Origin of the sequence: Streptomyces sp. NPDC002742, assembly GCF_042888885.1 — a bacterium.
Lineage (GTDB): Bacteria > Actinomycetota > Actinomycetes > Streptomycetales > Streptomycetaceae > Streptomyces.
Genome location: NZ_JBIAQF010000044.1, coordinates 1 through 19,832 on the forward strand (window position 1 = coordinate 1; position 19,832 = coordinate 19,832).

General features: G+C 67.1%; 15 protein-coding genes and 4 pseudogenes. 9 read left to right on the plus strand and 10 right to left on the minus strand.

Annotated elements, in window-relative coordinates:
- Nucleotides 1–23: 23 nt before the first annotated feature.
- Nucleotides 24–5,531 (plus strand): RHS repeat-associated core domain-containing protein, encoded by a 5,508-nt coding sequence (locus ACFYW8_RS41970; RefSeq protein WP_389092110.1) that lies wholly within the window; start codon nucleotides 24–26, stop codon nucleotides 5,529–5,531.
- A 25-nt stretch (nucleotides 5,532–5,556) separates the two neighbouring features.
- On the plus strand, nucleotides 5,557–5,958 hold the full coding sequence (locus ACFYW8_RS41975) for a hypothetical protein (RefSeq protein WP_389092115.1): 402 nt from the start codon (nucleotides 5,557–5,559) through the stop codon (nucleotides 5,956–5,958).
- A gap of 142 nt (nucleotides 5,959–6,100) precedes the next feature.
- Here the strand turns inward: ACFYW8_RS41975 and ACFYW8_RS41980 are convergent, their stop codons facing one another.
- The gene (locus tag ACFYW8_RS41980) at nucleotides 6,101–6,583 is read right to left on the minus strand and encodes a zeta toxin family protein (RefSeq protein ID WP_389092120.1); all 483 of its coding nucleotides are present in this window, start codon (nucleotides 6,581–6,583) and stop codon (nucleotides 6,101–6,103) included.
- A 143-nt stretch (nucleotides 6,584–6,726) separates the two neighbouring features.
- Here ACFYW8_RS41980 and ACFYW8_RS41985 point away from each other — a divergent pair.
- Nucleotides 6,727–7,891: pseudogene (locus tag ACFYW8_RS41985) on the plus strand (IS630 family transposase).
- A gap of 609 nt (nucleotides 7,892–8,500) precedes the next feature.
- On the opposite strand, the gene ACFYW8_RS41990 reads toward ACFYW8_RS41985, so the two are convergent.
- Nucleotides 8,501–9,778 (minus strand): IS701 family transposase, encoded by a 1,278-nt coding sequence (locus ACFYW8_RS41990; RefSeq protein WP_389092126.1) that lies wholly within the window; start codon nucleotides 9,776–9,778, stop codon nucleotides 8,501–8,503.
- Nucleotides 9,779–9,888: 110 nt separating this feature from the next.
- Here ACFYW8_RS41990 and ACFYW8_RS41995 point away from each other — a divergent pair.
- Nucleotides 9,889–10,092: pseudogene (locus ACFYW8_RS41995) on the plus strand (transposase); the annotation flags it as partial.
- A 39-nt stretch (nucleotides 10,093–10,131) separates the two neighbouring features.
- Nucleotides 10,132–10,272: pseudogene (locus tag ACFYW8_RS42000) on the plus strand (IS5/IS1182 family transposase); the annotation flags it as partial.
- Here the strand turns inward: ACFYW8_RS42000 and ACFYW8_RS42005 are convergent.
- The gene (locus tag ACFYW8_RS42005; protein ID WP_389092131.1) at nucleotides 10,224–10,493 is read right to left on the minus strand and encodes a transposase; all 270 of its coding nucleotides are present in this window, start codon (nucleotides 10,491–10,493) and stop codon (nucleotides 10,224–10,226) included. The pseudogene ACFYW8_RS42000 and the gene ACFYW8_RS42005 overlap by 49 nt on opposite strands.
- The gene (locus ACFYW8_RS42010) at nucleotides 10,475–10,657 is read right to left on the minus strand and encodes a winged helix-turn-helix domain-containing protein (protein ID WP_389092135.1); all 183 of its coding nucleotides are present in this window, start codon (nucleotides 10,655–10,657) and stop codon (nucleotides 10,475–10,477) included. The genes ACFYW8_RS42005 and ACFYW8_RS42010 overlap by 19 nt, the downstream gene beginning before the upstream one ends.
- A gap of 569 nt (nucleotides 10,658–11,226) precedes the next feature.
- On the opposite strand from ACFYW8_RS42010, the gene ACFYW8_RS42015 reads away from it, so the two are divergent.
- Nucleotides 11,227–11,943, plus strand: a complete 717-nt coding sequence (locus ACFYW8_RS42015; protein ID WP_389092140.1) for a hypothetical protein — start codon at nucleotides 11,227–11,229, stop codon at nucleotides 11,941–11,943.
- 622 nt (nucleotides 11,944–12,565) lie between these two features.
- On the opposite strand, the gene ACFYW8_RS42020 is transcribed toward ACFYW8_RS42015, so the two are convergent.
- Nucleotides 12,566–13,009, minus strand: coding sequence for a hypothetical protein (locus ACFYW8_RS42020; RefSeq protein WP_389092145.1), 444 nt, complete (start codon nucleotides 13,007–13,009; stop codon nucleotides 12,566–12,568).
- Between the two features lie 264 nt (nucleotides 13,010–13,273).
- Here ACFYW8_RS42020 and ACFYW8_RS42025 point away from each other — a divergent pair, with 264 nt between their 5' ends.
- Nucleotides 13,274–13,525 carry a hypothetical protein gene (locus tag ACFYW8_RS42025; RefSeq protein ID WP_365879825.1) on the plus strand — a complete coding sequence of 84 codons (252 nt, stop codon included), beginning with the start codon at nucleotides 13,274–13,276 and terminating at the stop codon, nucleotides 13,523–13,525.
- Nucleotides 13,526–13,570: 45 nt separating this feature from the next.
- The gene (locus ACFYW8_RS42030) at nucleotides 13,571–14,032 is read left to right on the plus strand and encodes a hypothetical protein (protein WP_389092152.1); all 462 of its coding nucleotides are present in this window, start codon (nucleotides 13,571–13,573) and stop codon (nucleotides 14,030–14,032) included.
- Nucleotides 14,033–14,175: 143 nt separating this feature from the next.
- On the opposite strand, the gene ACFYW8_RS42035 is transcribed toward ACFYW8_RS42030, so the two are convergent.
- Both ACFYW8_RS42035 and ACFYW8_RS42040 read right to left on the minus strand, forming a co-directional pair.
- Nucleotides 14,176–14,868, minus strand: coding sequence for a hypothetical protein (locus tag ACFYW8_RS42035; protein WP_389092156.1), 693 nt, complete (start codon nucleotides 14,866–14,868; stop codon nucleotides 14,176–14,178).
- 117 nt (nucleotides 14,869–14,985) lie between these two features.
- Nucleotides 14,986–15,411: a hypothetical protein gene (locus tag ACFYW8_RS42040; protein WP_389092161.1), complete on the minus strand. Its 426-nt coding sequence runs from the start codon at nucleotides 15,409–15,411 to the stop codon at nucleotides 14,986–14,988.
- Between the two features lie 417 nt (nucleotides 15,412–15,828).
- Here ACFYW8_RS42040 and ACFYW8_RS42045 point away from each other — a divergent pair, with 417 nt between their 5' ends.
- Nucleotides 15,829–17,142: an endonuclease domain-containing protein gene (locus tag ACFYW8_RS42045; RefSeq protein WP_389092166.1), complete on the plus strand. Its 1,314-nt coding sequence runs from the start codon at nucleotides 15,829–15,831 to the stop codon at nucleotides 17,140–17,142.
- A gap of 42 nt (nucleotides 17,143–17,184) precedes the next feature.
- On the opposite strand, the pseudogene ACFYW8_RS42050 reads toward ACFYW8_RS42045, so the two are convergent.
- The 3 genes and pseudogenes from ACFYW8_RS42050 to ACFYW8_RS42060 form a co-directional block, all read right to left on the minus strand.
- Nucleotides 17,185–17,427, minus strand: a pseudogene (locus ACFYW8_RS42050) (integrase core domain-containing protein); the annotation flags it as partial.
- Nucleotides 17,428–17,574: 147 nt separating this feature from the next.
- Nucleotides 17,575–18,693, minus strand: a complete 1,119-nt coding sequence (locus ACFYW8_RS42055; protein WP_389092171.1) for a fatty acid desaturase family protein — start codon at nucleotides 18,691–18,693, stop codon at nucleotides 17,575–17,577.
- A 7-nt stretch (nucleotides 18,694–18,700) separates the two neighbouring features.
- Nucleotides 18,701–19,756: a ferredoxin reductase gene (locus ACFYW8_RS42060; protein ID WP_389092175.1), complete on the minus strand. Its 1,056-nt coding sequence runs from the start codon at nucleotides 19,754–19,756 to the stop codon at nucleotides 18,701–18,703.
- Nucleotides 19,757–19,832: the final 76 nt, after the last annotated feature.

Here is a 19,832-nt window from a genome sequence, read left to right on the forward strand (position 1 = left end):
CCGGACCTCAGCCATCTCCCCAGGTGTCACGCCACGTCAACGACGCTCACACACCAACAGACACTCCACTCACGGGTGAAGATGACCAAGCCCTAGTAGAGCTGGTCAACACCTGCGCCGACAAGGCGGCCTGCGACACCACGGCCCTCTCCGAGGCGTCCGGTGGCTCGTGGAAGGTGAAGAACGAGGACGGCACCCGCGTCGAGCACCTCACCGGTGCGACGGGCAATGGTGACAACAACAGCGAGTACTGGAAGGTCACGGACGCGTCTGGCATTCAGTACTTCTTCGGCAAGCACCGGCTGCCAGGCTGGAGTGACAAGGGCACCAGCGACACCGCCGACGACGACCCGGTCACCAACTCGGTGTGGACCGTCCCGGTCTTCGGTGACGATGCCAGTGAGCCCTGCTACAAATCCAGCGGCTTCGCCGACTCTTTCTGCAACCAGGCCTGGCGCTGGAACCTGGACTACGTCGTGGACACCCACAACAACGCCTCCACGTACTGGTACAGCCAGGAGACGAACTACTACTCCAAGAACGCCGACACCACCGTCAACGGCACCGGTTACACCCGTGGCGGCTATCTCAACCGCATTGACTACGGCCTGCGCAGCGACCTGATCTACACCAAGCCCGCCGCCCAGCAGGTCAACTTCACCTACGCCGAGCGCTGCGTCGCCTCGGGCGGCTGCACCAGTCTGACCAAGGACACCAAAGCCAACTGGCCCGACGTGCCCTACGACCTGATCTGCGCGGCCAGCACCAAGTGCACCACCCAGATCGGCCCTGCCTTCTTCACCCGCAAGCGCCTCACCGACATCACCACCTCGGTGTGGACCGGCACCGGCATCACCCGCCGGGACGTGGACACCTGGCACCTGGACCAGAGCTTCCCCGACACCGGTGACGCCTCCTCGGCGAGCCTGTGGCTGAACTCCATCCAGAACACCGGCAAGGCCAACACCACCACAGCCGCCATGCCACCGGTGGTCTTCGGCGGCTTCCAGCTGTCCAACCACGTGGAAGGCAGCGGCCCGGACACCCTGCGCTACATCAAGTGGCGCGTGCGCACCATCAAGTCCGAGACGGGTTCGACCCTCACCGTCAATTACTCCGACCCGGACTGCATCTGGGGCAGCAGCATGCCCGCGGACATCGACAAGAACGCCCGCCGCTGCTACCCGGTCAAATGGTCCCAGTCCGGCGCGACCCCGGTCACCGACTGGTTCCACAAGTACGTGGTCACCTCCGTCTTCCAGGACGACCCCTACGGACACGGTGGCACCGGCGAAAAGCACTACAACTACCAGGGCGGTGGCGGCTGGGCCTACTCCGACGACGAGGGCCTGACCAAGACGTCCAACCGCACCTGGTCGCAATGGCGCGGCTACGGCAAGGTCGTGGAGACCTCCGGCGACTCCGAGGGCCCACGCAGCAAGAAGATGACGCTGTACATGCGCGGCCTGAACGGCGAGAAGGAACTCGACGGCACCGCCCGCGTCGAGAAGGTCACCGACTCCACCGACACCTCCCTTGACGACTCTCGCCAGTACACCGGCTTCGTCCGCGAGACCATCGTCTACAACGACGCCGACGAAGTCAGCGGCACCATCAACACCCCCTGGTCCCACAAGACCGGCAGCCACGCCTACAGCTGGGGCACCACCGACTCCTGGATCGTCCAGGCCGGTGAGACCGTCACCCGCACCAAGACCTCCACCGGCACCCGCACCGTCACCCAGCAGACCACGTACGACACCACATACGGCATGCCGATCACCGTGGAAGACAGCGGCGATGCTGCCAAACTTGGCGACGAGTCGTGTGTGCGGACCAGCTACGCCCGCAACACCTCGGCCTGGATTGTGAACGCGGTCTCGCGCACCGAGACCTACGCGGTTTCCTGCACGACCACGCCGACGGTCCCCGACGACGTCGTCTCCGACGTCACCACGGCCTACGACGGCCAGGCGGTCGGCGCGGCGCCCACCAAGGGCGAGATCACTGCCTCCTACCGGGTCGCAAGCTACGGCGCCCTCGACAAGAAGCCGGTCTACCAGCAGGTCTCCGGCTCCACCTACGACAAGCTGGGCCGCCCGTCCACCGCGACCAACGCCCTCAACCAAACGGTCAAGACCACCTACGTTCCCGACGACACCGGCTACGGCCCGCTGACGTCCAAGACCTCAATCGACCCCAAGCTCTACACCTCCACCACTGAGGTGGACCCGGCCTGGGGCACGGCCACCAAGACCACCGACGTCAACAGCAACGTCACCGAGTGGTCCTTCGACGCGCTCGGCCGCCTGCGGTCGGTCTGGAAGCCGGACCGTTCCCACACGCTCGGTGACGCCGCCAGCATCGCCTACGCCTACAGCATCAACAACGACAAAGAGACCTGGGTCCGCACCGACGCCCTCAAGGCCGACGGCAAGACCTACAACAGCTCCTACGAGATCTTCGACGGCCTGCTGCGCTCCCGCCAGAAGCAGGTCCCCGCGCCGAACGGCGGCCGGGTGATCTCCGAAACCCTCTACGACGACCGCGGCCTGGCCTACATCTCCAACAGTCAGGTCCACGACAGCAACGCGCCCTCAGGCGCCCTGGCCAATACCTACCCGGGCTCCGTCCCCGCCTCCACCGAGACGGTCTTCGACGCCGCTGGCCGCACCACCGAATCGATTTTCCGGGTCTACGACCAAGAGAAGTGGCGCACCAAGACCGAAGCGGAGGGCGATCGCACCGCCGTGACCGCCGCAGCGGGCGGCACCGGCACCCTCACCATGGTGGACGCCCGCGGTCGGACCACCGAACGCCGCGAGTACGGCGGCCCCACCCCGACCGGCAGCGACTACACGAGCACTCAGTACGAGTACACCCCCGGCGGTCAGCTCAAGAAGATGACCGGACCGGACGGGGCGGTATGGAAGTACGGCTACGACCTTCGCGGTCGCAAGACCACCTCCATCGACCCTGACAAGGGCGAGACCGACACCACGTACAACGACGTCGACCAGCCGCTGACGGCCACCACGACCCTCGACGGCGTCTCCCGCACCCTGATCACCGACTACGACGAGCTCAACCGCAAGATCGGTACCTGGGACGGGACGAAGGACAACGCCCACCAACTGACCAAGTTCACCTACGACTCCCAGGCCAAAGGCCAGCTGACCGCCTCGATCCGGTACGTCGGCGGCACCACCGGCAAGATTTACTCCCAGGCCGTCACCGGCTACGACGCCCTCGGCCGCGCCAAGGGCATCAAGACCGTCATCGCCGCCACCGACCCCCTGGTCATCGCTGGCGCGCCGCAGACTTTCACCACCTCCACCGTCTACAACATCGATGGCACCGTTCAGTCCACCTCGATGCCCGCAGCCGCCGGTCTGCCCGCCGAGACCGTCACCAACAGCTACAACGACCTGGGCATGCTCACCGGCACCGACGGCATGACCGACTACATCCAGAACATCGGCTACTCCCCGTACGGCGAGATCGAGGAAACCCGCCTGGGCACCTCCACCGGTGCCAAGCAGCTCCAGATCCTCAACCGCTACGAGGACGGCACCCGTCGGCTGGCCAACACCCACACCGTCGACCAGACCAACACCGGTTACACCAGCGACGTCGACTACGTCTACGACACCACCGGCAACGTCAAGTCGCTCACCGACAACGCCAACGGCAAGGACACCCAGTGCTTCGCCTACGACGGCTACCACCGTTTGGCCGAAGCCTGGACCCCGACCTCCAACGACTGCGCCACCGCCCGGTCGGCGTCCACCCTCGGCGGGCCGGCCCCGTACTGGACAAGCTGGACCTACAAGCCCGGGGGTCTGCGCGACACCCAGACCGAACACAAGGCCGCCGGTGACACCAAAACCGACTACGGCTATCCCGCGGTCAATGCCACCGGCGCCGGACAGCCCCACACCCTGACCTCCGTCACCGTCGACGGCGGTACCGCCAAGAGCTACACCTACGACGAGCAGGGCAACACCACCAAGCGCTATGGCCCCACCGGCACCGCGCAGAGCCTCACCTGGGACATCGAGGGAGAACTCACCCACCTCACCGAAGACACCAAGAGCACCGACTACCTCTACGACGCCAACGGCGAACTCCTGATCCGGCGTGGCCCCGTCAACACCGTCCTCTACCTGGCCGGTCAGGAGCTCCACTACGACACGGCCGCCAAGAAGTTCACCGCCCAGCGCTACTATCCGGCCGGCGATGCCACCGCCGTCCGCACCGAAACGGGTCTGTCCTGGATGGTCGACGACCACCACGGCACCGCCTCGATGACCGTGGACGCCACCACCCAGGCCGTCACCCGCCGCTACACCAAGCCCTTCGGTGAGGCGCGCGGCGCGACACCGTCGACCTGGCCCGACGACAAGGGCTTCCTCGGTAAACCCACAGACGTCGGCACCGGCCTCACCCACGTCGGCGCCCGCGAGTACGACCCGGCCAGCGGGCGCTTCCTCTCCGTCGACCCCGTTCTCGCCCCCGACGACCACGAGTCCCTCAACGGTTACGCCTACGCGAACAACACTCCGGTCACCATGTCCGACCCCACCGGCCTGCGGCCGATCACGGACTGCGAGCGCGGGTGCAGCGACGGCAACGGCGGCAGCTACCACGACTACATGGCGATGGGCCCCAACGGGACCTGGGTGTACCACTCCAGCCAGACCTCCACCCAGACGTTCCAGTACCAGAAGGTGGGAGGCGGCACCGGAACAGGAATTATGACCGTCACCATCCGCACGGACGCCGGCCACAAGTCGGCGCAGGTCGTGTTCAAGAAGGGGCCTGACCCGAAGCCCGAGCGAAGAGACGGATCGCAGTGCAGATCCTGCTGGGCGATGGGAACAAATCCCTACTACGACCCCAAGGCTGACGACCTTCCGGATACGCCGAAACTCGCAACCTGGCAGAAGATCGTCCTGGGCGCAATCGTGGGAGTGGCCGCGGTCGTGGTCGCCGCTCCCGTGGCCGTCGCCGTGGGCGATGGATGCCTGGCCACGGCCCCGGTGTGTGCTGCGGAGATCATGGAGATGGCTACCGGCGGGGCGTCGGGCGGTAGCGCGGTAGTGGGAGGCGGAGTCGCTGCGGCTGGCGCCAAGGCCCTTGCAACGAGCAAGGGTACCCTCAGTGCCGCGCAGCGGTTGCTCGCTGGCATCGGCGAGGAAGGTAAGACCGCCGGGGTTCTTGAGATCGACGGCGCGTTGTTTCCGCTGGTGTCGGGGAAGTCGTCGTTGCCCAACTATGCGGCGAGCGGGCACGTCGAAGGGCAAGCGGCTCTGATTATGCGAGCGATGGGCGCAAAGAGCGGCAGGCTCCTGATCGACAACCCGAACGGGATCTGTGGTTACTGTACGTCGCAGGTGCCTACCCTGTTGCCCGAGGGAGCGGTTCTGGATGTCCGGACTCCCCTGGGGACCGTGACCCCCTCGGGGCGGTGGAGTGCCAGCAAGACGATTACTGGGAACGACCGGGATCCTAAGCCGTGGCCCAGGTGACAGTGGACATTTTGGAGGTGAACGGATGAGCGTGGTGTGGTCGATGACGTCACTAAAGTCTGGGCGGTTTAGCCCAAATGAGAGACGTTCGGAACTGCCCGATCTCGCAAGTGGGTTCAATGAACTGCGCTCGCGCGGTCAGGGATACCTGGAAGTTCGATTCCCGGACAACGCATTCCCTCAATTGACCCTGAGTTTCCGAGGCGATCATGCTGTCATTCATCTTTTCAATGATGAAGCGAGCGTTTCCCTTCTCGTCGGGGATGGCACTGTTTCACCGGAGGTGACAATCGATGTCCCAATCATGGATGACCTGACAGAATTCACGGGTGACTTCATCCTGAGTGTCCATCACGCGTGGGATGTTGTGCAGAACTTCGTCCAGACAGGGACGGTTGAAGGGCTCGGGGAGTGGTGCGAGTTGTAGTGATGGCGAAAGTCTGACAAAAGTAAACCCTCCTTCGATAGAAGCGCGGTAGCGGAGCTGGAGACTATGCTCGCGCTGCCGGACCGGAAGGCGCGCATTTCACTCCCGAAGCGGTTTCTGGTGCCCGTATTAACTCCGGACATCAGAAACCGCTTTCCGTGGAGCCGGTCCCGAGCCGCCGGGCGGTTGGGTCGACCGTGCGACGAGGTGCCCGCCGAGGCAGGTCCTGGCCCGCTGCCCCTGCGGCGCCCGCTCGTCGCGGCAGTCGGAGCGGATGGCTGCGCCGACGCCGTGGATCAGTTTTCATCAGCTGGAGGTAGTCCGGGTGTGCGGCTTTGAAGTCGTTGCTGCTCAGCCGGATGGTGCCGGGACGCATAGCGCGGCGCAGCAGGTCTGCCGTCTCGGTCTTGCCCGCACCGGGCTGCCCAATCAGGTACACGACGCGGGGATCGGCCTGCGGCACGATGCCTTCCAGCACCGTCGGCACGATCAGCTCGTCGAAGATCCACCGGTGCTCGTCAGGCGACAGCCGGTGGTAGGCGACCCCGGGCGGTGTCGCGGTGGGCTGGGCGGTGCGGCGGACCGGTTCGGACCAGGCGGCCGCGCGTTCGCTGTCCCGCTGCACTACCAGGCGCCAGTCCTCATCGGTCAGTTCGGTGTGTACGCGCCGGTCGGTGCGGGCTAGTGTTGTGACCGCATAGGTTCGCCGGGGCGGTGGTCGTGGCGGTTGGATGTGGGGTGACGTCCGATCCGACTGCTGGAGGCGCGGTGGCTGAGCCTGTCCGTGTGCGCAGACTGACTGACCAGGAGGGGCAGAAGCTGCAGCAGATTGTGCGCCGGGGCAGCACCAGCTCGGTGCGCTATCGGCGCGCGATGATGCTGCTGGCCTCGGCCGGCGGGAACCGGGTGCCGGTGATTGCCCAGCTGGTGCAGGCCGACGAGGACACCGTCCGGGATGTGCTCCACCGGTTCAACGAGATCGGCCTGGCTTGTCTGGACCCTCGGTGGGCGGGAGGCCGTCCCCGCCTGCTCACGCCTGACGACGAGGACTTCGTCGTCGCGACGGCCACCACCCGCCCGACCAAGCTCGGCCAGCCGTTCACTCGCTGGTCACTGCGCAAACTCGTCGCCTACCTGCGGAAAGTCCACGGCCGGGTCATCCGCATCGGCCGCGAGGCATTACGCGGCCTGCTCGCCCGCCGCGGCGTCACCTTCCAGCGCACCAAGACATGGAAGGAATCCCCCCGACCCCGAGCGCGAGGCCAAGCTGGACCGCATCGAGGAAGTGCTCGACCGCTTCCCGGACCGGGTCTTCGCCTTCGACGAGTTCGGCCCGCTCGGGATCCGACCCAGCGCGGGCTCGGGCTGGGCCGAGCAGGGCCGGCCCGAGCGGCATCCAGCCACCTACCACCGCACCCACGGGGTGCGCTACTTCCACGGCTGCTACTCGGTCGGCGACGACCGCTTGTGGGGCGTCAACTGCCGCAGAAAGGGTGCCGCGAACACGCTGGCCGCGCTGAAGTCGATCCGCGCCGCCCGGCCCGACGGCGCCCCGATCTACGTGATCCTCGACAACCTGTCCGCTCACAAGGGCACCGACATCCGCCGCTGGGCGAAGAAGAACAAGGTCGAGCTGTGCTTCACGCCGACCTACGCCTCGTGGGCGAATCCGATCGAGGCGCACTTCGGACCGCTGCGGCAGTTCACTATCGCCAACTCGAACTATCCCAACCACACCGTGCAGACCCGGGCCCTGCACGCCTACCTGCGCTGGCGCAACGCGAACGCCCGCCACCGCGACGTCCTGGCCGCCGAACGCAAGGAACGCGCCCGCATCCGCAGTGAGAAGGGCATCCGCTGGGGCGGACGCCCCCTCAAAGCCGCGGCCTTACCAACCTGGCGAACCTACGCGGTCACAGCACCAGATCGTTGACGCCCCCACCACAGGCTCACCAAGAGTGCCGCAACCCCGAGAGCAACCATGACCGCCGCAGTGACCCAATACCGCGGTTCCTGTCCCAGAACGAGTACCGAAACCGCGCCCACCACAGTTCCGAGGCTCAGGCTCAGCGCCAGCCACCACTCCTTGCGACGAAGCAGCCCGGGAACGGAGTACAACGTCACGATGGCTCCTGCCATGAACGCGAACTCGTAGAGCCCCCCACCTTCGGGAAGGCTCCAACCGTCACGGCGCCGCCCATTGCTGTGATGCACCAACCCCAGATGCACCGTCCCAGCAACTCCCCAGCACAAGGCACTCGCCCCCGCCGCGCCAATCAGTGCTCGCCACCCGTTATGCCCCACGCCGTGGATCGTAGCCGCATCGGTCAGGCTGCGTACCGTGCATAAAGCTCGGCCACCAAGACCTCCAGCATTCGGCACGGATGTCTGCCGCCCCTCCAACCGCCACGACGGCCAACCCGGCGAACCTATGCGGTCACAGCACTAGTAGGACTCCGTTAGGTCTGTCTGGATCTTGGCGTGGTGTGTGTCCTGGCGGGGAGGGGCTGGTGGCAGGTGGTGCAGGTGCCGGTCCAGCAGTTCAGTAGGTCCTGGAGGGCGTCGAGGGTCTGGTAGAGGGTGAGTCCGCTGTATCGGCTTTTGGGGCCAGGCGCTGTTCGGTGAGGAAGGCGTGGGCGGCGGTGACCAGGGTGACGTGGTGGTGCCAGCCGGTCCAGGAGCGTCCTTCGAAGTGGTCCAGGCCCAGGCCGTGCTTGAGTTCGCGGTAGTCGTGCTCGATGCGCCAGCGGATCTTGGCCAGGCGGACCAGTTCGGCGACCGGGGTGGCGGCGGGCAGGCTGGACAGCCAGTAGTCGGTGGGCGCCTCGGCTCCGGCAGGCCATTCGACCAGCAGCGTCACCTCGGGCAGGACACCGTCCCAGCAGCCCTCCTTCGTGATGGCGGCGGCTCGGGCCAGACGGCGGGCCTTGACGCCGGCGGGCCGAACCCGCACAACCAGGAAGTGTGAGCGCAACGGTCCGCGGGAGCCCTGGCGCCACGTGATCTCGGTGAATGCCTGCCGCCCGTGGACGGCCGCCAGCACGGCCAATGAGGAGGGCTTGTCCCGGTAGCGGGGCTGTGGCCTGCGGCCGGTTCCCGACCATGACGCAACGGCAGGCTGTGCCTCGTGCTGGTGGACGCTCGTGTCGGAGCGGACCGCCACCACGTAGTCGAGGGCACGCTCGCTCAGGCCGGCCCGGAAGTCGGCGTTCTGGTCGTAGCCGGCGTCGGCCACGACCACAGGCGGCACCATGCCCCACCCGGCCAGTTCGTCGAGGGTGTCCAGGGCCAGTCGCCACTTCTCCCGGTGCCCGACCTCGGGAGGCATGCCGGTCTTCTTGCGCCTTTCGCCATCGTGGGCCCATTCCTCGGGCACGAACAACCGCCACTGCAGCGGACAGGACGCCGTGTCGGAGACCGCGTGGACACTCACCGCGACCTGACAGTTGGCTTGCTTGCCCAAGGCCCCGCAGTACTGAGGAGCCACTGCCACCGACATCTTCCCGTCCTTGGGGAACGACACGTCGTCGATCGCCCACGCGGCCGGGGTGATCTGCGGAATCATCCGCTCGGCGATCCGCCGGCGCACCGGCACCGGATCCCAGGTCGACTGGTTCACGAACTGCTGCAGGTTCTGCTCGTTGCCGTCCGGCAGCCGCTCCGCCATGGCCTGGATGGACTTGCGCCGCCCGTCGAGCATCAGCCCCCGCAGATAGCAGTCACCCTTCGCCCGCTGGCCCTTGCGCGGCACCGACGCGAACACATCGGCCACGAATAACCCCAACTTCACCCGGGCACGGCCCACTTCATGTGCGTCCATGCCCCCAAACAGGGACAAGCGGAAGACCTAACGGAGTCCTACTAGTAGTGCCTGGTCAGGTCGGTTGGAGTGGTGCGTGTCCTTGGGGCCTGGTGGGGCGTTGAGTGGGTGTGACTCCGGATGAGATTGCTGTGGTGCGTGGTGAGTTGGAGGCGTTCGCGGCGGAGGTGTTCGAACCGTTCGCGCGCAAGGACCAGCGCCGGTGGGGGCAGGTCTATCTGAGGGGGCTGCTGACAGACGGCAGGCGCAAGTCGGTGGAGCCGATGGTCGCCCGGCTGGGTGAGGACGGGAACCGGCAGGCACTGGCCAACTTCTCCCTTGTGCACGGCCGGCAGGGCACGCCCCGGCTGTGAGATCCCGATGGCACGCCGCTTTGGGTCTCCGACGTCGAACCGGGCTCGACCCCCGACATCACCGCCGCCCGCATCCATGCCCTGCCCGCGCTCTACCAAGCCGCCGCCCGAGGAGTGCCGACACTCACGGACAAGGGGTGGCGGCGCGGCCGGTAGATCAGCCGGGACGCCTCGCCCGGTTTGAAGCAGCACATCGCCGCGATCGACCAGCGGCGCCAGGCGCGGTCCCGCACTCTCACCACCGGCGTGTGTCCACGCCGACCCCAGGTGCGGGCGCGTGGCGGGGTCATCGAGAACCCGGCCTCGTCCTCGCAGACGACGTACGCCCCCAGCACCGCCGCAGTCATTCCGCCTGCGGCCACACACCCTTCTTCCATAGACCCACCGTCTGCTCGTCGCGCTCCAGCGCCCGGCGGGCCGGCGACTGCCAGGACCAGCGGTGCCGGCGCAGCAGCCGCCACACCGCCGCCGACGAGCAGTCCAGCCGAAACTTCCGGGCGATCAGCACTCTGATCCGGGCCAGCATCCAGCGCTGATCCTCCCAGCCATGAACGGCCGGGCCCCGTGCGCAGGCACTTCGCGATCACCGCGGTTCTCTCACGGCGCCCGAAACGCTCACCCGCCTCGTACCGGATCCGCCCGCGTAACAGCCGCCGCTCCGCGGTCAGCCCTCCACCCTGCGCGTACCACATACCTCCGGCCTACCGCAGGGGTCACCCCACGTCACCAACCCCGACAACAATCCGAAGAAGTCAGTAGGCACTGTCCGGCGCATCTTGAGCCGGGCACAGACGGCAGCGGAGCCGGACGGAGATTGCCTGGCCCCGGCATGGTCAGGCACCACTGGGTCCAGCCGCACGCACCGCCAGGCATGCGAGCGCGAAAGCCTGCGGCAACAGGGCCTCCTGGTACTCGGTTGGGATCGCACCCCCGAACTACCAAGAGCCCTGCTGCCATACACCGGCTCTCACGCGATCACCCGATCAAGAACCCTGTTCGACCAGGCGGGCACCGTGATCGAAGAGCGGATGACGTCTCAGCCCATAAATGCCAGAGTCGCGTGAGGGCGCCTTGCTAGCGCGGCAGAATGCAGGCGTGTCTCTTGATGCCATAGACGTCGTGAACTGGTCGGCGATACCCAACCCGACGTGGCATCGGTGCGACGATCCAGAGCGCGTCGCGCACGCACTACGACTGCTGACCGTGTCCACCACCGCCAACGAGACAGGCGACGCGGCATCTCTCCTCGCTGGTAGCGGCTTCGTCTGCGGCCACGCCGCCATGGTGTTCCCAGCGGCCTACGCTGCCACCCCGATCTTGCTGGACCTCGTCGAGCACGGGCAGCGGCCTCGCATCAAGGACGTAGCCCTCGGGCTCCTGTCCAACGCGCTGGACTACTTCCCGACCGCCGGCCACAACCGCGTGGACACTCCCTACGGCGCCGGCGTCCCGCTTTGCTGCGCCATAGCGCGGCACATCCGCCACCGTCGCAGTGCTCTTCTCGCTCATGGGATCTACGGCAAGCAACTCCTGGCAGAGGCAGAACTTCACTGGCGGCTGACCATCGAGGAGGTGGAGCCCCAGGCCGACTGCAGCCTGACCGCCATCGCCGTCCTTGAAGGCGCGCCGTTCCAGACGCCGGTCGAAGCTGAACTGCACACCCCACCATTCGAACAGCCCGTGCGGACGGTTCAGATCGACGCGCTGACCGCCGATGCCTCGGGCGGCGCGTGCATCGAACTCGGGCAACCGTCCGAGGCCGCTCCAGGCTCCGCCCTGTACCCGGCCGAGTGCGGCCGCCGCGAGCACTGACTCGGCGTCTTGTCTCATCGGCCGCACCACAACGGCACCAGAACGGGCGGGGAACAGCGGGGAATCCCGGTAAATGCATCCGCGCTCGAGACGCTGTGGCTGGCCGGCGACTTGCGTGATGACGACTTCGAGGACCGCTGATCCGGACTGCTCGCCGAACGACGAGCAGGAGGAGCAGATGACCGGGACTGCGGACGTGGGCGTGGACTGGCAGGCTCGTGCGCGTGGCATGGCCGACGCCGTGTGCCGGCCGGAGTCCCGGTGGTGGAAACCCCTCGCCGACGTCCCGCGGCATCTTCTCGTGCCGCGCTGGTGGGAGCGGACGGCCGACGGCAGGACGGTGCGACGGCGCCGCCGACACCCGTACATGGCTGGAGAGCGCCTACAGCGACACCATGCTGGTGACCCGGATCGGGCCTCTGCATGCCGACCACGCCGTACCGGGGACGATCGTCTTGGGCAGGCCGACCTCGTCCTCGACCCTGCCCACCCTGACGGGGAGCCGACGAAATGCGGTTCGTGGGGTGACGGAAATCCGCGGACGCAGTTGTGACTCTTCGAGAGAGCCACGTTGAGTCGCGCTGGCTGACACCGACTGCATGCGCCGCCGACAGGTGTGCTGTTACCGCAGGGTGTACTCGCACATGTGCTTGCCGTCGGCACCACCCGGGTCCTCGGCGACCTTCTTCCCATCGACAGTGATGGAGCAAGGAGCAGCGGCAAACTGGCCGTTGGAGAGCATCACTGGCCCCGGCACGACGGATACGGTGATCCCGACTTTGCGTTCGGTGCTGTTCAAGGTGAGCTTGTCCGACTTCTTCCACGGAAGCGCGACTTGCTCGGAGTGGTTCGTGTCGAGGTTGTAGTAGACGCTGGACTTGCCCTTGCCACCGACTTCGAAGGAGACGGCGTACGTCCTGTCCTGGCCGTCAGAGGCCGGCTTCGGCGACGACGTGGGCGCGCCCTTATCGGCGCGCTCTGCCTTGCCGTCGTCGCCGCTGCTGCCGCACGCTGTCATCAGTGCGGCAGCCGCGATGAGAGCCGCTATCGTCCCTGCCCTGCGCATGTGTGTACTCCCCGTCGCACGGATGTGACCTGACGTGCTGAATGATCCCACCCTGACTGGACCCTCGGTCGACGGGCCCCTGACCAACAATGACGCCTCACCGCGGCCAACCGAAGATTCACCGGGGAGCTCCACACCTCCACTGGACGGCGCGGGCGCGGCGAGCGACACCGTTGCCTGTACCTACCGTGCGGAGAAGCCGAATTGCAGCGCCAACAAGATGACAGGCGTGGGCGGGTCAAGAGCTGCACACCTCATGAGCCGTTGTCGTGCAACAGCGAGTCGGAATTCGAGTGGTACGACCCCGGTCCGGGCCGGTGGCTCACCGTGGCGCAGTCCAGCCACCAGTACGCCTGCCCGCCTCCCTATCGGACGACCACGGCGTCCTTCACCTGTGAGTACCGGAGTACGGCTCCGCTCTACAGCTACCGCACCCGCGTTATCGGGTCCGTCCACTACGGCGAGACCGCGAACGCGGATGTGAGCGGAGCCGTCCTGAAGGCCCGCTGCCTCTAGCCTCCTCGCAGCCTCAATCCGACCACCAAAGGAGAGACCGACCCCGTGGACGTCTGGGTGGCGTGTGTGACGTGGAGCGAGCGGATCCTCCGGGCGGTCGACCGCATCCCGGGGGAGCGCAACGACCGCTTCGAGCGATACCGGACCTGGTCGATGGCCCCCGCCACAGCCGAGGCACTGCTGAAGACGCTGCTCACTTTGAGCGTCCATGCCCTTGTCCTGGACGCGGTCGCGCAGGGAGAAACCGGCACCGAGGCCCTGGTGCGGCGGCTTCGTCTCACGGACATCGAAGCCGCCGCGACCACACGGCCCTCGCACGAGCTGCTCGTCGGCCTGCCACGCCTGAGTGAGGAGGACCAGCTTCACGTTGATGCTCTCAGGGTGCTCGTCTACGACGACGCATCCGCCCTGCATCTGGCCCGCTTGGGCCAGATGGTCCGCATCTCCCTGATGAACGTCGCCGCCGCACGGCCTTCCAGCGATCCGATCTGCGCCGACATCGGCTGAGGCAAGGTGTCTCGCGGAAGCCGAGCCGGAGGCGAACACCTGGCGCTCCTCCGGGTCCGGTAGTACGGAGCCGTCCCGGACGACGCCGAGTTCGGTGCCGCACCCGCCCTTTGGCGCGCGGTAAGAGTCACAGCACGACGTGGTCAGTCGCGGGGGCGTTCAAACACGGGAGTGGCGTTCGCGTCGTACGCCAGGGTGGAGATCACGTCGGCGTAGCCCCGGTCCAGCACCTGCCGTTCACGTGCAGTGTGCGGGCCCGCGGGGCGCTCGGCCAGTCGCGCCACTCGTTCCTCGTGCGCCTCGGTGATCTTCTCGGCGGTCGCCCGCCAGTCGGCGTCGTCCGGTACGCGGACCAGTTCCACGCAGGCCGGTTGCATGCCCTCAGCCAGAGCGGCAGCAGCCCGGTCATGACCGTCGAGGAGCAACCACCCGTCCAGAAAGGACACCCACCACAGAAAGACCGGGGCGAGAGTGCCCTCCCGGGCGTGCTTGCGGTACGCCTTCACGCGTGAGGCGTCCGGTGCCGGCAGCGGACGCAGCGGCAAGACACCGTGCCAGCCACCCCCGCAGAGCAGTTCGAGGGTGGCGTCCGGCCAGTCCTGAACGAGGTCACAATCCCAGATACCCGGAGCGAAAGTGGAGCGCGGAGTCAGCAGCCAACGCCCGTAGTGCAGTGGGCCGAGCCCCGTCTCCTCCAGCCACAGCGCGTATCGGTGCGGCCAGTCGGCCCCGGTCCGCATCGCCGCGGCGGTCAGAGGCGGCAGTGGGGAGCGGTGGACGTCTCCTGCGGGCGGCGGACGTTCGTCGAGCAGGTCGCGGGCCTGACCCGCCGACACAGCCAGCGGACCGAACGAATGCGGTCGGCGCCGGCGGAGGTCGGCCTCGCCCTGGCCGGTCGCGCCGGTGCCCGGCTGGCCGACGTGTTCGGGGCGAGGGACAGCCCGAACACGGTCCTACGGCTGGTCGACGCCCTTCCGGAACCCCAGCGGCAGGTCCCGCGAGTGGTTGGCATCGACGAGTACGCGATGCGCAAAGGCCGTGTCTACGGGACCGATCTGGTCGACGTCGAGACCCGCAGGCCGGTTGACCTCGTGTCGGATCGTGAGGCGCGCAGTGTCGCGGACTCGCTGGCCGAGCACCCGGGGATCGAGGTCCCGAATCTGGGCTTCCCGGACAAGGTTGCCGCTGACCTCGTGGTTCGTCATCAGCCAGTCGCGCCAACCGTCCAGGCTCGGCCCGCCATGCCGGCGCGCGGCCTGGTCATCGCCCGCCATGAAGGCGGTCGCTCCGCCGCGCGTCGTGCGGCCGATGAACATTCCGGTCCGCTTGGCGAGCTGGGCGAAGTACTCGCGCTCACCCATCTCGATCAGATTCGTCACCCCCGAATCCTGCAGCCTCGGCTGTCGACTTCGGCAGCTTGAGTACGGCCCAGATGGTCATGTCCGTGCCGGGCAGCGAGCCGTCGGCTGATCCAGCACCTCGCGTCACTCGACGCTACCGGGGCCCGGAGTTCCCGAGTTCGGTGGCAAGCTCGGCCATCTCGCGCAGGCGCTCGTAGTACTCCACCGCGCCGCCCTCTTCACCGATCGATGGCACGACCTTCTCAAGGGCCCTGAGGCACCTGAGCAGGATTCTGCGACGTTCCTCGTCAAGGGGCCTGACAGGGACGAGGAGACACAGCCGGCGATGTTCGCGTCCAGCAGGCACTCCGTTGATTGCCAGCTGTCAGCATGCTGGTGCAGGCCCGTTAGCCTGTCGGTATGTCAGAGCGTGTTGTTCCGGGTCGTAGGGGTGACGTGATCACTGTGAGTGCCGCAGACGCTCTGTGGGCCGAGTTGACGATCGACAGCGCTGTGCCGACGGTTTCTGCCGCGTTCACTGGTTTTCCCGCCGATGCCGGGGAAGGGTATGTCCTGCTCGGTGCTCGTGTGGTAAGGACTGGAAAGACCCGCGACGGCCAGTGGGGTGTTCCGGAGGTTGAGGTGCGCCGGTCGGCAGCGGAACTGGGCGCGGTAGCGATGGACCCTCAGGACCTGGTCCGCATCGGCCCGTTCGGTGGCGCGCCGAAGCAGGAGCACGGCGAGGGCATTCTGCTGCGATGGCGGCAGCGCATCACATGTGAACTACTGGAGCAGGGCGACCCCGAGGAGCCGGTACGACGCGGAGGTGATCAGTCGTTTCATCTGGCGGGGATCGACTGGCGTCGGATACTCGTGGAGCGCACCCGCGACCGTACGGTGCGGACATGGTGGCTGCCGCGCGCCGTGGTCAGGCTGCTGGACGAGGCCGAGCACGCGGAAAGACAGTGGCTGCAAACAGCGCGGACCCGTCAGAAAAGCGCAGCCGTCACCGAGCCGCCCTCCCAGCACCCGCACACCCGAGGCACCGACGGCCGCGAGACGAGCCCGGACTGTCCAACTGCCCCGCTGCGCCCGTACAACGGGGAACTGCAAGGCCGCCTGTACTCGGTACTCAGCAGGAAACCCGGTATTTCCCGCAAGGTGGCCGGATGGACGTGTGCCGTCTGCCGTACTGCCCCCGCCACCGTGCTCGATCACTGTCACGAACACGGTTACGTCCGCGCTCCGGTCTGTCAGTCCTGCAATACACAAGAACGCCCCGACCACCTGTACAGCAACGACATCCGCGTGGCCGACCATTACGTGCGCCTGTTTGACACGCACGCCGTCGACTGGCTCCGCCACTGGCATCGCTGTCCTGGCTGCCGCGCCCGCACCACCCTGCCGCTGCCGCACCTCGCCGCATGGACCGCCCACACAGCCTGCAGGCCGCTGCGCCCGACCCATCCTGCTCCCCGTGGTTCTCGCGGGCGAAAACCCTGCGGTGTGTTGCGGGTGTCCTGGACGGGCAATCAGAACGCGCCCCGTTCTTGCCTGCTGACTGTCGGTGTTGACTTCTGCCCTTCCGGAGAGCACCGTGTCCTGGCGCGCGTCACCTATCGCGAAGCCGTCGAGCGTTTTGGCACCTGGCTGACCGAGACCGCGCCTGATGTCGGCGCTGCGGCCGGTCCCGACCGCCTGGACGATCTCCCCAGCCGATCCCGGCCGGTCATCGCGGACACCGACAGCGAGGGCCTGTCCTTGTTCTGAGCGAACACCGAGAAGGGCCTTGACCCCGGAGTTTGAAAACGTCTATGCGGCTTGGGTCAGGGTAGTTGTTGTTCGCGGGAGGTCGTTCTCGTAGGCGATCGGAGATCGCTGACCGAGGTGGGAGTGCCGGCGTCGGGTGTATCGGGTCAGCCGGCGGAAGGCGTCGAGTCGCGCTTCACGTTCGTTCGACCAGCCTTTGCGGCCCTTGAGTGTCTCTCGCTTGAAGGCGGCGTTGAAGCTTTCCGCAGCGGCATTGTCCGCGCTGGACCCGACCGCGCCCATGCTCCCCCCGTTTGGCGGAGTCCCCGGCCTGACCCGGATCCCGTGTCGTAAGGTCTGACGTCGCGGTCGCCCACCGTCCGTCCGCAACGGATCTCACCGAAACCGGCGGTGCCGCCGGTACGGCCGAGAGATCTGAACCAATACCGGGAATCAGGCGGCGACGAGCTCCTGCTCGCGGTCCGGCGTCTTGACCTTGGGCTTCTTGTTCGGCAGCGAGAGCCGGAAGACCTTGTGCCACGCGGAGAACACCTGCTTGGGCAGCGGCCCGGTGACGTACTCCAGCTCGTACTTCTCGAACAGCGCGCGCACCTTCACCGCGACCTCGGCGTACCGGTTGCTCGGCAGGTCCGGGAACAGGTGGTGCTCGATCTGGTGCGACAGGTTGCCGGTCATGAAGTGCATGGCCTTGCTGCCGCTGATGTTCGCCGAGCCCATCATCTGGCGCAGGTACCACTGGCCGCGCGTCTCGCCCCTGATCGACCGGCGCTCGAAGACCTGCACGCCCTCGGGGAAGTGCCCGCACATGATCACCGAGTGGGTCCAGATGTTGCGTACCAGGTTCGCGGTGAACGTGGCGGCGAGCGTGGTGGGGAACGACGGGCCCGACAGCAGCGGGTGGATCACGTAGTCCTTGAGCACCTGCTTGCGGATCTTGCGGCCCACGGCCCTGGCCCGCGCGCGGAACTCCGGGTTCTTGCGGCGGCGCTTGTTCAGGTTCTTGCCGAGCTCCAGGTCGTACGCCGCGATGCCGTACTCGAAGAAGCAGGCGTTGATGAAGTTCCACAGCGGCTGGCCGAGGTGGAACGGGTGCCACTTCTGGTCCTCGTCGACGCGCATGATGCCGTAGCCGAGGTCGTTGTCCTTGCCGATCACGTTGGTGTACGTGTGGTGCAGCTCGTTGTGCGAGTGCTTCCACTGCTCGGCCGGCGAGACGTGATCCCAGTCCCAGGTGGTGGAGTGGATCTTCGGGTCCCGCATCCAGTCCCACTGGCCGTGCAGGATGTTGTGGCCGATCTCCATGTTGTCCATGATCTTCGCCACGGACAGACCGGCGGTGCCGAGCACCCACGCGGGCGGGAAGATCGAGAACAGCAGCACGCCCCTGCTGACCAGCTCGAGCTTGCGCTGCGCCGAGATGACCTTACGGATGTAGGCGGCGTCCTTCTCGCCGCGGCCGGCGATCACCTCGTCGCGGATCGCGTCCAGCTCGCGGCCGAGCTCCTCGATCTGCTCCGCGGTCAGGTGGGCGGTGGGGTCGATGGCGGTCAAGGTGCTCCTACCGTTCGATGTCGCAGGGGCCCGCCGCGGCGGACACGCAGGTCTGGATGAGGACGCCCGGCTCGGCCTCGGTGATCTCGCCGGTGCGCAGGTCGCGGACTGCGCCCGCCTTGAGCGGCGTGACGCAGCCGAAGCAGATGCCCATGCGGCACCCGGAGGGCATGAGCACGCCGGCCTCCTCGCCGATGTCCAGCAACGGCGTGGCGCCGTCCGCGTCGACGGTCTTGCCGGTGGTACTGAACGTGACCTCGCCGCCTTCGCCGGCGACGACGATGCTGGGGCGGAAGCGTTCGGTGTGCAGGCGCTCTTGTACGCCGTGCTCGGTCCAATGTCCCTCGGCGGCGTCGAGCAGGCCCGCGGGCCCGCACGCCCAGGTCTCGCGCTCGGCCCAGTCGGGCACGAGTTCGTCGAGACGGGCGATGTCGAGCATGCCGTCCGTGTCGGTGTGCACCTCTGTGAGCCGCAGTTTCTTGTCCGCGACCAGGCCGTGCAGTTCGTCGCGGAAGATCACGTCTTGCGGCCGGGGCGCGCAGTGGACCATGACGACGTCGTCGAACTCGGTGTCGCGCAGCATGCCCATCACGGGCGTGATGCCGCTGCCGGCCGTCAGGTAGAGCACCTTGGCGGGCTCGGCCTGCGGCAGCACGAAGTCACCGGTCGGCTGGTCGAGCTGGATCAGCGTGCCCGGCCTCGCCCTGCGGACCAGGTGGTTGCTGACCTTGCCGTCCGGGATCGCCTTCACGGTGATCGTGACGCGGCCGTCCTCGCGGTTCGTCGGTGAGGTGATGGAGTAGGCACGCCACAGGCGCACCCCGTCGACGTCGACCCCGATCCGCACGTACTGACCTGCTGTGTGGCCGCGCCAGCCCCGTCCCGGCCTGATCACGATGGTCGCGGCGTCCCCCGTCTCGGGGTGCACGGCCTCGATGCGCCCCCGCAGGTCGGCGCCCGCACGCAGCGGGCTGACCAGGTCGAGGTAGTCCGACGGCAGCAGCGGCGTCGTGACCATCTCCAGCAGTTTCCACGCCCTGCTGCGGAGGGCTGTACTCGTCATGGCCCCAGCTTGCTGCGTCTCAGGGCGTAAAGTCCTGACCGCAGGACGTGAATCTGATCGACGGAATTGTTCGCAG

What these genes read in the sequence shown, in the direction of transcription:
- ACFYW8_RS42010 (WP_389092135.1), bottom strand. Translation starts at nt 10,657, where the DNA reads ATGCTGGCCCGGATCAGAGTGCTGATCGCCCGGAAGTTTCGGCTGGAC.
- ACFYW8_RS41990 (WP_389092126.1), bottom strand. Translation starts at nt 9,778, where the DNA reads ATGGACGCACATGAAGTGGGCCGTGCCCGGGTGAAGTTGGGGTTATTC.
- ACFYW8_RS41975 (WP_389092115.1), top strand. Translation starts at nt 5,557, where the DNA reads ATGAGCGTGGTGTGGTCGATGACGTCACTAAAGTCTGGGCGGTTTAGC.
- ACFYW8_RS42020 (WP_389092145.1), bottom strand. Translation starts at nt 13,009, where the DNA reads ATGCGCAGGGCAGGGACGATAGCGGCTCTCATCGCGGCTGCCGCACTG.
- ACFYW8_RS42060 (WP_389092175.1), bottom strand. Translation starts at nt 19,756, where the DNA reads ATGACGAGTACAGCCCTCCGCAGCAGGGCGTGGAAACTGCTGGAGATG.